The organism is Buttiauxella sp. AC038 (genome assembly GCF_979253565.1).
This window is the reverse complement of the sequence record NZ_CEEDCQ010000001.1, coordinates 4546916-4560748: the sequence shown is the minus strand read 5'-3', so window position 1 is coordinate 4560748 and position 13833 is coordinate 4546916. Positions and strand designations below refer to the sequence as shown.

12 protein-coding genes are annotated in these 13833 nt (G+C 48.4%); 7 read left to right on the top strand and 5 right to left on the bottom strand.

Features of this window, described 5'->3' with window-relative positions; genetic code table 11:
* Positions 1 to 6: 6 nt before the first annotated feature.
* Genes phnE through phnC form a run of 3 tightly spaced genes read right to left on the bottom strand, consistent with a single transcriptional unit; the run spans position 7 to position 2682 of the window.
* Positions 7 to 789 carry a phosphonate ABC transporter, permease protein PhnE gene (gene phnE, locus AC0IXI_RS21685; RefSeq protein ID WP_083962938.1) on the bottom strand — a complete coding sequence of 261 codons (783 nt, stop codon included), beginning with the start codon at positions 787 to 789 and terminating at the stop codon, positions 7 to 9.
* A gap of 59 nt (positions 790 to 848) precedes the next feature.
* Positions 849 to 1865: a phosphonate ABC transporter substrate-binding protein gene (gene phnD, locus AC0IXI_RS21680; RefSeq protein WP_271130128.1), complete on the bottom strand. Its 1017-nt coding sequence runs from the start codon at positions 1863 to 1865 to the stop codon at positions 849 to 851.
* A gap of 34 nt (positions 1866 to 1899) precedes the next feature.
* Positions 1900 to 2682, bottom strand: coding sequence for a phosphonate ABC transporter ATP-binding protein (gene phnC, locus AC0IXI_RS21675; RefSeq protein ID WP_064515495.1), 783 nt, complete (start codon positions 2680 to 2682; stop codon positions 1900 to 1902).
* A 191-nt stretch (positions 2683 to 2873) separates the two neighbouring features.
* Between phnC and AC0IXI_RS21670 the strand changes: the two genes are divergently transcribed.
* Positions 2874 to 4088 (top strand): phospholipase effector Tle1 domain-containing protein, encoded by a 1215-nt coding sequence (locus AC0IXI_RS21670; protein WP_134186165.1) that lies wholly within the window; start codon positions 2874 to 2876, stop codon positions 4086 to 4088.
* Between the two features lie 58 nt (positions 4089 to 4146).
* On the opposite strand, the gene yjdN is transcribed toward AC0IXI_RS21670, so the two are convergent.
* Together yjdN and AC0IXI_RS21660 are read right to left on the bottom strand one after the other, a co-directional pair.
* The gene (gene yjdN / locus AC0IXI_RS21665; RefSeq protein ID WP_064515487.1) at positions 4147 to 4584 is read right to left on the bottom strand and encodes a VOC family metalloprotein YjdN; all 438 of its coding nucleotides are present in this window, start codon (positions 4582 to 4584) and stop codon (positions 4147 to 4149) included.
* 714 nt (positions 4585 to 5298) lie between these two features.
* Entirely contained in the window at positions 5299 to 5634 is a 336-nt protein-coding gene (locus tag AC0IXI_RS21660) for a zinc ribbon domain-containing protein YjdM (protein WP_034457014.1), read from the bottom strand.
* A 383-nt stretch (positions 5635 to 6017) separates the two neighbouring features.
* On the opposite strand from AC0IXI_RS21660, the gene AC0IXI_RS21655 reads away from it, so the two are divergent.
* The 6 genes from AC0IXI_RS21655 (at position 6018) to evgA (ending at position 13796) form a co-directional block, all read left to right on the top strand.
* A complete protein-coding gene (locus tag AC0IXI_RS21655; protein ID WP_134186167.1) occupies positions 6018 to 8384 on the top strand; it encodes a dynamin family protein in 2367 nt (788 codons plus the stop codon).
* Complete coding sequence (locus AC0IXI_RS21650; protein WP_134186169.1) at positions 8381 to 9274, top strand: diguanylate cyclase regulator RdcB family protein; 894 nt, start codon at positions 8381 to 8383, stop codon at positions 9272 to 9274. The genes AC0IXI_RS21655 and AC0IXI_RS21650 overlap by 4 nt, the downstream gene beginning before the upstream one ends.
* Before the next feature lie 331 nt (positions 9275 to 9605).
* Positions 9606 to 9920 carry a PTS sugar transporter subunit IIB gene (locus AC0IXI_RS21645; RefSeq protein ID WP_064515503.1) on the top strand — a complete coding sequence of 105 codons (315 nt, stop codon included), beginning with the start codon at positions 9606 to 9608 and terminating at the stop codon, positions 9918 to 9920.
* A 9-nt stretch (positions 9921 to 9929) separates the two neighbouring features.
* Positions 9930 to 11321, top strand: coding sequence for a glycoside hydrolase family 1 protein (locus tag AC0IXI_RS21640; RefSeq protein WP_471683086.1), 1392 nt, complete (start codon positions 9930 to 9932; stop codon positions 11319 to 11321).
* Positions 11321 to 12646 (top strand): PTS sugar transporter subunit IIC, encoded by a 1326-nt coding sequence (locus AC0IXI_RS21635; protein WP_064515507.1) that lies wholly within the window; start codon positions 11321 to 11323, stop codon positions 12644 to 12646. The genes AC0IXI_RS21640 and AC0IXI_RS21635 overlap by 1 nt, the downstream gene beginning before the upstream one ends.
* Before the next feature lie 535 nt (positions 12647 to 13181).
* Positions 13182 to 13796 carry an acid-sensing system DNA-binding response regulator EvgA gene (gene evgA / locus AC0IXI_RS21630; protein ID WP_064515509.1) on the top strand — a complete coding sequence of 205 codons (615 nt, stop codon included), beginning with the start codon at positions 13182 to 13184 and terminating at the stop codon, positions 13794 to 13796.
* The last annotated feature ends 37 nt before the right edge of the window (positions 13797 to 13833 follow it).

Here is a 13833-nt window from a genome sequence, read left to right as displayed (position 1 = left end):
GCCTCGTTAAATGAAATGCTTACGTAACCGTTGCGACATAAAGTCCAGCAGACTTACTGTGACGATGATGATGACCATCAGCGCGCAGGTTTGCTGGAACTGGAATCCACGAATCGCTTCCCAAAGCGTTACGCCAATCCCGCCTGCACCTACCATGCCAACCACCGTTGCTGAACGGACGTTCGATTCAAAGCGGTAAAGCGAGTAGGAGATAAGCAGTGGCATCACTTGTGGCAGCACGCCGTAGAGAATTTCTTCAAGCTTGTTAGCGCCGGTTGCACGAATGCCTTCCACCGGACCGGGTTCAATGGCTTCAACCGCTTCAGAAAGCAGTTTGGAAAGTACGCCAGTGGTGTGGATGAACAGCGCCAGCACACCGGCGAATGGGCCAAGACCAACGGCGACCACGAACAACATCGCAAAGACCATTTCGTTGATGGCGCGGCAGGCGTCCATCAGGCGGCGCATTGGTTGGTAAACCCACCATGGCACCAGGTTGTCGGCACACATCAGGCCACAAGGAATGGACAGTACGATGGCAAGGGCAGTGCCCCAGACGGCGATTTGCAAAGTGATAGACATTTCACCCAGATAGTCGCGCCACTGGCTGAAATCCGGCGGGAAGAAGTCGGCTGCAAAGGTGGCCATGTTGCCGGAATCTTTAATCAAGGTGAGCGGGGCCATTTCCGCGCCTTGCCAGGAGGCAACGAGTACCGCTAACAAAATCGCCCAGCTTAGTAGCGAGAACCAGCTACGTTTTGGTGCGGCGACTTGAATGGTTTGTTGCATGGGGTGCTCCGTGTTTGGGGCTTTAACCCTCTCCATCAGGGAGAGGGTTAGGGTTGTTTTTACTGAACCGCTTTATTCACGTTGCTCATGGCAGACAGTGCCGCAGTCAAACGATCCAGATCGCTAAGTTGGTTCTGCAACTCGCTGACTTTGATTGTTTTATCTTTGTCATCCATGCCTTTGTTGTCCTTCACACCCTGCATTTGTTTAAACAGAGCTAGCTGGCGAATAGGCACCAGTTGCAGGTCGCTGGACGGACGGAATGGAGCCCAGCCGAGACGGGTCAGGACGTCTTTCTCTTCCGGTGTTTTTCCGTAAGTCATAAAGAAGTCGTAGATCTTGTCTTTGGTGGTTTCAGACAGGTTTTTACGCCATGCGATTGGGTCGCCTGGGATCAGTGGAGATTTCCAGATGACTTTCAGTTCTTTAAGTTTTTCCGGTGCGGAAGTTTTCAGTTTTTCGAGGTTTTCGGTGTTGTTGGTTGCTACATCGACTTGCTTGTTAGCCACTGCCAGGGCGTTGGTTTCATGGCTGGCATTCACGGAGCGTTTAAACTCGCTCACCGATGCGTTGTTCTTGGCGAAAACGTAGTATCCGGGGACGAGGTAGCCAGAAGTAGAGTTCGGGTCACCGTTGCCGAAAGTCAGCTCTTTACGTTTTGCCAGCATGTCTTGCAGGTTGTTGATTGGGCTGTCTTTGTTAACAATCAGCACGCTCCAGTAACCCGGGCTGCCATCTGCCGCTACCGTCTGAGCAAATACCTGGCCGTTAGCGCGGTCTACTGCTTCCATAGCCGAAAGGTTGCCGTACCAGGCGATATCCACTTTGTTAAAGCGCATCCCCTGGATAATCCCTGCGTAATCCGGTGCGAAGAAAGCATTCACTTTCATGCCCAGTTTCTTCTCCATATCCTTCAGGAACGGGTCCCACTGCGGTTTCAGGTTTTGTTGTGATTCAGTCGAGATGATGCCGAAGTTCAGGGACTTTTCTTGTTCATCCGCATGAGCGGTGCTGAACAGAGTGCTGACGCTTAGCAGGCTGGTAAAGGCGAGGGCGGCAACTTTTTTGTAGCTCATGGCTGACTGTTCCTTGAAAGAGATAACAAAGTTGTTAAGCAGCAACCGCATCAACGCGATTCATGCTGCGGTAAAGATTGCCCAGACGTTCGTTGTCGAACTCAGAGCTGCTTCCGTCGTAAAACACATGACCCTGACGCAGAGCGACAATGCGTTCGCAATAGCGCAGGGCGTAGTCCACCTGATGCAGCGTCACCACTACGGTGATGCCATCCAGGCGGTTAATGTCATGCAGCGTTTCCATCACGATGCGGGCTGATTCCGGGTCGAGTGAGGCAATGGGCTCATCGGCGAGAATCACTTTTGCTTGCTGCATCAGCGCACGGGCAATCGCCACGCGCTGTTGTTGCCCACCGGACAGGGTGGACACGCGCTGATACGCAAATTGCGTCATGCCGACGCGGGTCAGCGCCTGCAACGCACGTTGATGTTGTTCGCGGGTAAACCAGTTAAAACAGGTACGCCAGAACGGCGTGGAACCCAGTGCGCCAATCAGTACGTTTTCCAGTACCGTCAGGCGGTTCACCAGGTTGAACTGTTGGAAGATATAGCCGGTGTGAGCACGACTCTTGCGGATGTCGCCTGCCAGACGGCCCGCTTTTTGGACGGTGCGGCCAAGCAACTCAACATGGCAATCAGGTGATTTATCAGAAGTAATCAGACCGCTCAGGTGGCGTAAGAGGGTGGATTTGCCTGAACCAGAAGGCCCCAGCAGAGCGACCATCTCACCTTCATTAACTTCCAAATCAACAGCATTTAATGCCTGATGCTGGTTGAAGGTTTTGCTCAATTTGTTGACGCGAATAATTGTTTGCATCATTCAGGCTCCTTAAAAAGTTGCCTCATGGTGCCGATGAAATGTGACGATTTTGTTAAGGATAAGTTTCGATATGATGAAGAGTGAGTTCCAGCCTGGAAGTCATCAGGCTAATCAGCTATTTGTCGTATTGTTTCACGCTTCGTTTTTGTCTTTGCTTACAGGTACCCTTTGGTGTTGGGAAAGCAGCGATGAGCAAAAACATTATTTTTTGTGCCGATGGCACATGGACCGCTCCCGGTGTAGAAAATCAAGCGGATGACGAAGCCGCAGCGAGTAACGTTTATCAATTGTTTGTTGATCTGAAAGGGAATGTTGATAAGCAGAGTTTGTTGTTAGCCAATGAGCAAGAAAAGATCCTTACCAATAGCAGTGGCGGGATCGTACAAGTTGCCAAGTACATTTATGGTATGGGCGATCCGCATAATGGTCTGGTGAAACGCCTCGGTGGCGCGTTTGGTGCCGAGTTGATCGTGCCGATCATTCGCGGATATAGCTTTATTAGTCGGCACTGGCAGGCGGGCGATCGTATCTATCTGGTGGGTTTTAGCCACGGTGCTTATACCGCGCGAGTGCTGGCGCAGATGATCATCGACCGTGGTTTATTAAATCGTGAAAAGCTGAATTTAAACGCTCGCAATAAAGATGAAGCGTGGCGTTTTGCTTCATCCGTATGGGCGCAATATCTTGCTCATACTCCGGATATGAGCCCCAGCCTTTTGGGAAGTGTGGTGCGTGAGTTGCCGGGATTTTTCTGTGACAGTGTGGACCCAACCTGCATTTCGCGCCCGATGTCTATAGAAGCGGTTGCCGTGTGGGAAACCGTTGGGCAGATGGGGATTCCTAAGTATTTCAATGATAAGCGCTACAACGTTTTTCGTTTTAACAATACAGAGCTGCATTCACGGGTCAAATACGGGCTTCAGGCCATCGCCATTGATGAGCAGCGTCTCGATTTAGCGCCAGTGCTGTGGGATAACCGCGATCGTATTTTGCAGGTGATGTTTCCCGGTATTCATCATGATGTTGGTGGGGGCTATATTGGTACGGACGAAGACCGCAGCTTGTCGAATGGCGCGTACCTTTGGATGCATGATGCACTCGACGATTTGGGCGTTAATCTGGCACCCAGTGAAGTGGTGGCTGACCCACTTGGGCCGCTGCATTGTGACTGGTATCCGCCCACACGTTATCTGCGCATTATGCCCCGGCAACTCCCGCCGCCGGTTACCTCATCAACGATGGTCCACCAGTCGGTGATCGAGCGTCTTAGTTGTGGCACAACGCTACTTCAACAGTCGGCACTCAATGGTGAATGGCTGAACGGGTCATATAGTCCGCAGCCTTTGCAGGATTATTTACGCGGCGAGGGTGCAATTCCCATTAACTGGGCGATTGCACGTTAGTTAACTATTGGGAAACTACCGTCTGTTATCGAGCAGACGGTAGCGACCCAGAGCTTGGTTACATTGGTTTTTCGACATTCACCATCCACGGAATACCGTATTTATCGGTAAGCATACCGAAGCCTTTTGCCCAGAATGTTTCGCTCCATGGCATGGTGACATCACCACCTGCGCTGAGACTATCAAACCAGCGTTTGCCTTCAGCGACATCTGTGGTGGTAAGGCTCAGCGCATAGCCCGTGTGTTTCACTTTATCGGCGCACATATTGCCGTCGCTCATCATCACTTCGCCACCGCCAATGCGCACATTGGCATGCATGATTTTATCGTCCGGCCAGTTAAAACCGCTGCTGCATCCTTCAGCCGACTGATTCTCGTCTTTTGGCATTTCACCAAAAGTCATTTTAAACAGTAACTCAGCACCGACGGCTTGTTTGTAGAACGCTATTGCTTCTTCGCAGGTACCGTCAAAAAAGATGTAGGGTCCGATAGACATTGTTCGTTCCTCATAATGCGGAGTGCAGAACAAGTTTAGTTGGGGGAGTCTGGGCAAGCCAGGCGGGGGGAGGGATTTTCGGTTCACCCGAGAGGTTTTGATGCTTATGTAGGATCGGGGGTTTTTCCGTTCACCCGCACGTCTGGCGACTTCTGCAACTGTCGTTAACGGTGAACGTGCCAGGTGGCTCACGCCAGCCCCTGGCGACCCCGGCGCCCGGTCATTAAATTGCCGCTGCGCGGTAAACCCCAGCTTATCCCCAACGTTCAGGGTCGTTCGCGACTCGCTCCCGGCGATCGCTCTCTTTCGCTGCTCCCGGCAGCTCAACCCTGACTTATGGGGAACACTGGGGCAATTTATACCGGGACTCAAGGTCAAAACCGGTTCGGCTTTTGAACTTAGCTTTTGACGTTGACCTTTGAGTCCGGCATAAATCGCCTTCGTTTTGACTGTAAGGCCGGGTCGAGCCGTCGGGAACGGCGAGAGGTTGTGATCGCCGGGAGCGAGTCACAACCGACCCTGGGACTGAAAGGAAAAACGGAGGTTTACTGCGAAGCAGCGATTTAATCGCCGGGAGCCGGGATTATCAAGGGTGCTGCGGTAGCACCCTTGATACGTTCACCGTTTCGGTAAGTACAGGGAACACTGAACGTTTAGTGAACGGAACCTTCTCTGGCTTTGCAGGAACCGCCCCTCAGGGGTAGGGGAACGAACCTAGTTCTTCTTAACGAACTCAGACTTCAACTTCATTTGTCCAAAACCATCAATTTTACAATCGATGTTATGGTCGCCTTCAACCAGACGGATACCTTTAACTTTAGTACCAATCTTCAGCATAGAAGAGCTGCCTTTAACCTTCAGATCTTTAATTACAGTGACGTTATCACCGTCAACTAACAGGTTGCCGTTGGCATCTTTAACTACCAGTTGATCGTTGTCTGCTGCAGGTTCGGCATCATTCCATTCATGTGCACATTCCGGGCAGATAAACATACCGTTGTCTTCGTAGGTGTACTCGGAATTGCATTTAGGGCAATGAGGGAGTGTCATCGTCATATCCTCAAAAATAAGCTTTAAAAATTGCGGTTTCCCGCCAAAAGTGGCGTGATTATACATTAAAACCCTACTTTTGTGGGGACGATTGCCGCTATGCCTTGCGCCAGCCAGAATATCGTAATAAGAAAATGCTATTTTAAAACGTTAATCAATTGCCAAATTCGCGACGAAAATACAGAATAAGTTTATAAAAATACGCTATGGTCTTTCTTTCTGGTTATTTAGCCAGAAACTCACGCTATGAAAAAATAAGCCTGATTATAATATTGTCGAATAAATGATTTCCGCGCGTAATTATAATTTCCGGTACTGAATAGGCACAAAAAATATAAAGGTTTTTAAAAATCCGGATAATTTGATTTAAGTAAGGATTTTTTATGCACACACAAGCAATATTTGAGTTAAGTCAGGAAGCAGAGCGGTTATTACAACTCGCCCTACAAAATCTGAATACACTAAAAACAGTTTCTTTTACTACACAGCATGACGTTAATTATTCTGGGCAGTCCCAAACTGGAGGGGCCGTCCCTGCAAAATTTAGCCCCCGCAGCATCCAGTCGCAGCAGGCTATGCTGCAAAATGAGTTACGCAAAATAACTCAGCATGAAATGGTATTAGCGATTGTCGGAACAGTAAAAGCGGGAAAATCAACCACCATTAATGCCATTATTGGGACTGAGGTATTACCTAACCGTAATCGCCCTATGACAGCATTACCGACACTAATTCGCCATACCCCGGGCCAGCGTGAACCCGTGCTGCATTTTCCCTATGTTCAACCCATCGAACAGCTTATGAATACGTTGCAAATTCGTTTGCAACAAACCGATCGCGAAACGCTGTCAAAGCATCTGGAAATTGATCGGGATATGACGGGATTATTAACCCGTATTTCCCAAGGGGAATCTTTCTCTAAGCATTATCTTGGTGCCCAACCTATTTTCCATTGCCTGAAAAGCCTTAATGATTTAGTGCGTTTATCGAAAGCACTGGATGTGGCTTTTCCATTTAAGGCCTATGCCGCAATTGAGCATGTTCCTGTTATTGAAGTGGAGTTTGTCCATTTAGCAGGAATGGATGAAGCCTATGGGCAACTGACATTACTGGATACTCCGGGGCCAAACGAAGCCGGGCAGCCGCATCTACAAAAAATGCTTCAGGAGCAGTTGTCGCAGGCTTCTGCTGTGTTGGCGGTATTGGATTACACCCAATTAAAATCCGTTTCTGACGAAGAGATACGTAAAGCGATATTGGGCACCGGGTCATCCGTCCCGCTCTATGCGCTGGTGAATAAATTCGACCAAAAAGACAGAAATGGTGACGATGCAGAACAGGTTAAAGCGTTAATTTCTGGCACGCTTATGAAAGGAACGATTGAGCCTCACCATGTCTTCCCTGTGTCATCGATGTGGGGATATCTGGCTAATCGTGCCCGCCATGAATTGGCATTGCACGGCAAGCTACCGGACCCGAATGAGCAACGTTGGGTGCAGGATTTTGCTGATATTGCACTGGGCCGCCGCTGGCAAAGTGAGGATTTGGCCGATGCGGGTGCTTTGCGCCAGGCGGCTGAGGTGTTGTGGGAGGACTCGCAGTTTGCTGAGCCCATTCACACGGTGCTTCATGCAGCACATGCCAATGCTTCAATGTACGCACTGCGTTCTGCCTGCCAGAAATTACTGAATTACACGCAGGGTGCGGAGGATTACCTGAATTTCCGCTGCCAGGGTCTGCATATTGCCAGCCAGCAACTGCAGCAGAATATCGCAGCCCTTGAAGATGACATGAGTCTTGCCGCTTCCAGTCAGAAAGCCGCAAACGTCGTTGCGCAGAGCAATACTAAGCAGGCTGTTGAAGCGATGAGTGATTTTATTCGCCGTTATGAACAGCAGATTAATGACAATATTCAGGACTATTTTCAGCATGGAAAAGTGCCTGAAAAGCTCCAGCGCCAGGCTTTGTCGTTTGGGACTCAGCGCGGTAATGACTTTGATGCGCGCTATGAAACGCTCAGTTTTGACGATGAACAATCGGCACAAATTGCGCTGCACAGGATCCGCGCTTCATGCGAAATCATCTTGACCGCCGCGCAGGAAAAGATGACTGAAGAGTTAACCCATCTTTTTAGTTATCTGGAAGTTGAACTGGCAGATACGCTGCGTAACACCCTAAAACCGATAGAGACTCGCGTTGCACAAGGGTTAGCGCAAGCAGGTTTTAGAACCAATATAAGTCTGCCAGTATTTCATGTTGGCTTATTAAACTTCAATGCTAATCAGGCATTTAATGAACTCATTGAAGAGCAGGATATTCCTGTCTCCCAACTGCGACGCCAGGCCGGGATGCGCGGAACGGTTGCGCGCTGGCTTAATAGCGAGGATTGGGGCTGGGAAGGATATACCGTGATGCAAAGTCGCTACGTCATTTCTTTAGCTGACGTACAACGCAAACTGTGTCAGCACGTCAGCGATTTCCTGTTGCAGCTTAATCAGAATATGGCCGCGCAAATTGAAATGTCTGTGACGGAGGGAATGGCAGCGTTCTTTGTTGATTTTTCCCACGCACTGGAAGCGATACGTCTGAACCTGCAACAAAGCCTGGTGGTGCGCCAGCAAAATGAAGAAGCGGTGACCGCTTTGCGCCAACAGCTTCAGCAGTGCGTAAGAATCACACGTTACATCCATGAGGACACCCGCCTGTTGCGGGATGATATTCAGACGCTTTTTACGGTAGAACAGCAATGAGCAGTGTATTACCAGGAACTCAAACTCGCGCTTTGGAGTGTGTTGCAGAGAAGTTTGTCGTCGATTTTGCCAGAAACAGCGGCATCTCTCGTGAACCGTGGCGGACTCAGCAAAGCAAAGCGTATTACCAGAGGCTGACCGGGGAGTTTATCGGCCAGAGCCAGTTGCAAAAATGGGCAGTGGATGAGGTGCTGCTCGAAAAGCCGGAAGTGATGCTGGCGATGCTTGGGCATCTTTGCCAGCGGGTGGCGAAGAAGCACTACGCAATTGAGAAAGTGTATGAAAGCATCTCCGCCATAGCGTTAGCTTCGGCAAGAGTAACCAATGACGCTTCAGAAGCCCGTAGGCAGCTCGTTCAGGTTCAGCAGCAACTGGCACAGCGTGTCGGTAATCTGGAAACACAATTACAGGGCACCGACCTCACTCACCTGGGCTTCGTACATTGCGAGCAAGTTTTTGCACGCTGGCAGGCTGGGCATTATTTTACCTTTTCTCCCGCTGGTCGCTGCTATGTCGCGTTGCAGGAGCTGTACTGGGGCGCGTTTGGTGACGCGCTGCGCTTTGGCCGTTTATCGCAGGCCACAGAGTTAATTGAGCAAGCTCGTGCGCTGGCAATCAGCCAACTTGCCCGCGATGTGAATGCTTCAGCCCGCACGCGCCATTACTACTATGAGTGGCTTATGTTTCCTTCGACGGCTGGAATGATGGAAAGCAAAGAAGCTCTGGCGTGGCTTGGCGACGATTGTGACAGTGAGCATCAGCCCGTGAGTTTTGCAACTACCCAAACACACCAGGGCGTTTCACTTGGTATGCCACGTATTTGTTCCGCAATGCGGCTGGGAAGTGCAATGGTCGATGAAGTCTTTATTGATGGTAGATTTGCCAAATAAAGATCTTAATATTCCGGTGTGAAGCTGCTGATGAAACAATATGCTTTAAAAGCAGCGTTTACACTGGTTTTGAAATATATCTAAACGTAGAGGTTTTTCTTATTATGTCGCAAATTTAGATATTAAATTTCAATGATTTCCTCAAAAGTAACAGTGCTATCCTTCTGTTTGTAATCACTAATTTATACCTTTTGTCATTAAACACTGCAAAAGTACCAGACAATAAAACCAATTCTGTGTTGCGCCTCACTTGCTGCTTTTTCCCACACTCCTCAGAATATATTTTGCCGCATACTGCGGGTAATCGTGCTTATTACACCAGGGAGATGTGATGAAAAAGATCTTTTTATGCTGCGCTGCTGGAATGTCCACCAGTATGTTAGTGGAAAGAATGAAACAGTCCGCTACCAGCCGCAATATTGAAGTAGAAATTACGGCGGTACCGGTGTCTGATTTTGACCAAATCATCACGGACGCTGATGTCATTTTGCTTGGGCCACAGGTGAAGTTCCAGCTACAGAGTATATCCAGCGCAGCCGCGCCACACGGCGTGCCAGTGGCGGCGATTGATATGATGCTGTACGGCTCAATGCAGGGCGATAAGGTGCTGGATCAGGCCCTGTCTTTATTAAAAAATGCACAATAAGGATGGGTCATGAAATATCGTTTTCCTGAGAATTTCTGGTGGGGTACAGCAACCAGCGCAACACAATCCGAAGGGCACCAGGCCGGAGATGGCAAAGGCGAAAATATTTGGGATTATGCCTCACATCATTTTAACGAACGCTTCTTCGGGGGCGTAACGGCTGACGATACCTCAACGTTTTACCAGAACTATCGGGAAGACATTCAACGCGCCAAAGATATTGGTCTGAATTCATTTCGTACCTCAATTTCCTGGTCACGCCTTATTCCTGATGGTGACGGGGAAATTAATCCTCAGGCAGTCGATTTTTATAACGCAGTGATTGATGAGCTCAATGCTCAGGGCATCGAGCCATTTATTAACCTTTATCACTTTGATATGCCAATGGCACTTCAGGAAAAAGGCGGCTTTGAAAACCGTGAAGTTGTGGATGCGTTTGCCCGCTATGCGCGGATTTGTTACGAGCTTTTTGGCGACAGAGTGCGCTACTGGTTTACCTTTAACGAACCGTTAATTCCTGCTGAAGCGGGCTATTTGCATCCTCGCCATTATCCTTACGTGACCAGTTTCCGCCGCGCTGCGCAAGTACTCCATCATATTGTTTTGGCGCATTGCAAAGCGGTTGCCGCCTGGCGCGAGCTCAATATTGCCGGGCAGATTGGCATCATTATGGATGTTATTCCGGTTTATCCGCGTAGCGATGCGCCGGAGGACTTACATGCCGCAGAAATGGCCGATCTGTTTTATACCCGCAGTATTAACGAGCCTATTTTGCTTGGGCGCTACCCGGATGAACTGATTGCCATTTTAAAAGAATACGATCAATTGCCCGTCATTCAGCCTGGTGATTGCGAGCTTATTTCCAGCACACGTATCGATTTACTGGGGATAAATTATTATCGCCCGCGCCGTGTTAAAGCGCGTGAAACCTTGCTCGAAGAACCGCATGGTTTTATGCCAGAGCGGTTTTTTGAAGAATATATTATGCCGGGGCGCAGGATGAATACCTCGCGCGGTATTGAGATTTATCCCGCGGCACTTTATGACATCGCGATGGTGGTGAAAGACCGTTACGGCAATTTGCCATGGTTTGTCTCGGAAAACGGGATAGGTATTTCTGACGAAGAACAGTTCATGGTGAATGGTCAGGTACAGGATGATTACCGGATTGAGTTTCTCAAAGAGCATCTGAGTTATTTGCATCAGGCTATGGCTGATGGCAGCAATTGTCTGGGTTATCACATGTGGACGTTTATCGACTGTTGGTCATGGCAAAACGCTTATAAAAATCGCTACGGTTTTTATCGTCTGGATTTAGAGACTCAGCAACGTTCGCTTAAAAAATCGGGCCAGTGGTTCAAGGCTGTGATTGAAAACAACGGATTCGAGGGGGCGGAATAATGTCTTACTTTGAACGACTGGCTGAAAAAATGCTGCCGGTGGCAAATGCGATTGGCAACCAGCGGCATATGCAGGCAATCCGTAATGGTCTTATTTCAATTTTACCGCTGACTATTGTCGGGTCATTCTTCGTTATTTTGCTCAATATCCCGATTAAAGGTTATATGGATTTTATCGCGCCATATCGCGATATGCTGGATGTGCCGTTCCGTTTTACCGTGGGATTAATGTCGCTGTATGCCGCTTTTACTATCGGTTCGTTCCTCGGTAAAAGTTACAAGCTCAACGATATTACCAGTGGGCTGTTGGCGATGCTGGCGACCCTGCTGATGATTGTGCCCGTCAATATCAAAGAAGGCATTACCGTTGCCGGAGACGCGGTTTCCGGGCGTTATATTCCCATTACGTCGCTAAGTTCTCAGGGGCTGTTTGGCGCGATTATTTCCTCACTGATCGCTATCGAGATTTACCGTTTTATTAAAGTCAGAAATATTGAAATCAAAATGCCAGAGGGCGTGCCGCCAGTGGTGGCGAGTTCGTTTTCAGCGCTATTCCCAACACTCGCGGTGGTGTTGATCTTCTGGATCCCGCGTCACTTTTTGAATATCGATATTAACGCCATCATCAGTTACATCATCATGCCGCTCAAAGGGTTTATGACCGGTACGAACCTGTTTGGCGGCATTGTTACGCAGTTCTTTATCGATCTGTTCTGGGTCTTCGGTATTCATGGCCATGCGGTAATGGGGCCACTGATTCGCCCGCTTTGGGACCAGGCGATTGTGCAGAATATGGAGATGTTCCAGGCGGGAACCAGCGCTTACGAGCTGCCAAATATTTTCACCGAGCAGTTCTTCCAGTGGTATGCGCAGATGGGCGGAACTGGCTCGACGCTTGCGCTAGTTGTGCTGTTTATCCGTTCTAAAGCTGCTTATCTGAAATCGTTGGGGAAACTCTCCTTTATTCCGGGGCTGTTTAACATCAACGAACCGATGATTTTCGGTGCGCCAATAGTGATGAACCCGATTCTGGCTGTTCCCTTTATTCTTGCGCCGATGGCAAACACCATAGTGGTGTATCTGTTTACCATCACCGGAATTATTCCACGCATGATGGTGAAACCACCATTCACCATCCCTGCTCCGTTAGGCGCGTTGATCACCTCAAACTGGAATCTGGTCGCCTGTGGGCTGGTGTTCGTCTGCTTCTTTATTTCACTGGCTATCTACTATCCATTCTTCAAGGTTTACGAGAAGAAGATGCTGGAAACCGAGCAGCAACAGCGCGAAGAAGAAGAGAAGGCGAAACAGCTGGCGAATGCCTAAAACACCCTGCTCATTTTCTGTGAAAGAGGGCTGAAGAGCTCACGGTGTAATGGACAGCCGTAACTAATCTTTAAGTACCGCCCTCATCCTCTCCCTAAGGGAAAGGATGAGGGGATAATATTGAAATAATTAACACTTTTATTTAAGACCCCGCCTGAATAATTGAAATCCTATTCCTACGCATGTAATCAAAAATATGATCGACATCATCTATACCCGTCATACTTCGAATTGCATGTGCGTTGGCTTTCCTCGCTCACCCCAGTCACTTACTTGAGTAAGTTCCTGAGGATTCACTGCGTTGCCGCCTTCCTGCAACACGAGTTATTTAGGGTATGCATTAGGATTAACCTATTTATTAAAAAGGTAGATTAAATCAATAAAATTGATTTTCTGTTGGTTTTTTACTCATGGTGTAAATATTTTAGAACACTTGGTCGGACAAGTTATAATTTAATCTAACTCAGATTTACCTCTAAACGTAATAATATTACCGGCCTCGCTATTCTTTTCTACACCAGGATTTTTTAACGCAATGAACGCGATAATCGTTGACGATCACCCATTGGCGCGTATAGCCATTCGAAATTTGCTCGATACCAACGGTATCACGGTCACTACTGAGCTCGACAGCGGTGAGCGTGCGGTACAAACCGTCGAGAAACTCAAGCCTGAACTGTTAATTATCGATGTCGATATTCCCTGCATCAGCGGTATTGAAGTGCTGGAACAGCTACGTAAACGGCACTATCTGGGCATCATTATTATCATCTCTGCAAAGAATGAATTGTTCTACGGTAAACGCAGTGCTGAATGCGGTGCTAACGGCTTTGTTAGTAAAAAGGAGGGCATGAATAACATCCTTGCGGCTATCGAGGCTGCAAAAAATGGCTACAGCTATTTCCCATTTTCACTCGAGCGCTTTAGCGGTGCTGCGACGACGGAACAGGACAAGCTGGATACGTTATCTACCCAGGAAATGAAAGTATTACGCTATATCCTCAATGGTATTGATTACACGACCATTGCCAGCAAAATGAATATCAGTAATAAAACCGTCAGCACCTATAAAAGTCGCTTAATGGAAAAGTTAGATTGTTCCTCATTAATGGAACTTTATGATTATGCGCAAAGAAATAAAATAGGGTAATAAGATGCGGTTTCTATTATATGTTTATCTGGCAGCA

Bases quoted from the DNA above. Each gene is read 5' to 3' on its own strand.
- phnE (WP_083962938.1), bottom strand. From the start codon at position 789: ATGCAACAAACCATTCAAGTCGCCGCACCAAAACGTAGCTGGTTCTCG.
- phnD (WP_271130128.1), bottom strand. From the start codon at position 1,865: ATGAGCTACAAAAAAGTTGCCGCCCTCGCCTTTACCAGCCTGCTAAGC.
- phnC (WP_064515495.1), bottom strand. From the start codon at position 2,682: ATGCAAACAATTATTCGCGTCAACAAATTGAGCAAAACCTTCAACCAG.
- AC0IXI_RS21670 (WP_134186165.1), top strand. From the start codon at position 2,874: ATGAGCAAAAACATTATTTTTTGTGCCGATGGCACATGGACCGCTCCC.
- yjdN (WP_064515487.1), bottom strand. From the start codon at position 4,584: ATGTCTATCGGACCCTACATCTTTTTTGACGGTACCTGCGAAGAAGCA.
- AC0IXI_RS21660 (WP_034457014.1), bottom strand. From the start codon at position 5,634: ATGACACTCCCTCATTGCCCTAAATGCAATTCCGAGTACACCTACGAA.
- AC0IXI_RS21655 (WP_134186167.1), top strand. From the start codon at position 6,018: ATGCACACACAAGCAATATTTGAGTTAAGTCAGGAAGCAGAGCGGTTA.
- AC0IXI_RS21650 (WP_134186169.1), top strand. From the start codon at position 8,381: ATGAGCAGTGTATTACCAGGAACTCAAACTCGCGCTTTGGAGTGTGTT.
- AC0IXI_RS21645 (WP_064515503.1), top strand. From the start codon at position 9,606: ATGAAAAAGATCTTTTTATGCTGCGCTGCTGGAATGTCCACCAGTATG.
- AC0IXI_RS21640 (WP_471683086.1), top strand. From the start codon at position 9,930: ATGAAATATCGTTTTCCTGAGAATTTCTGGTGGGGTACAGCAACCAGC.
- AC0IXI_RS21635 (WP_064515507.1), top strand. From the start codon at position 11,321: ATGTCTTACTTTGAACGACTGGCTGAAAAAATGCTGCCGGTGGCAAAT.
- evgA (WP_064515509.1), top strand. From the start codon at position 13,182: ATGAACGCGATAATCGTTGACGATCACCCATTGGCGCGTATAGCCATT.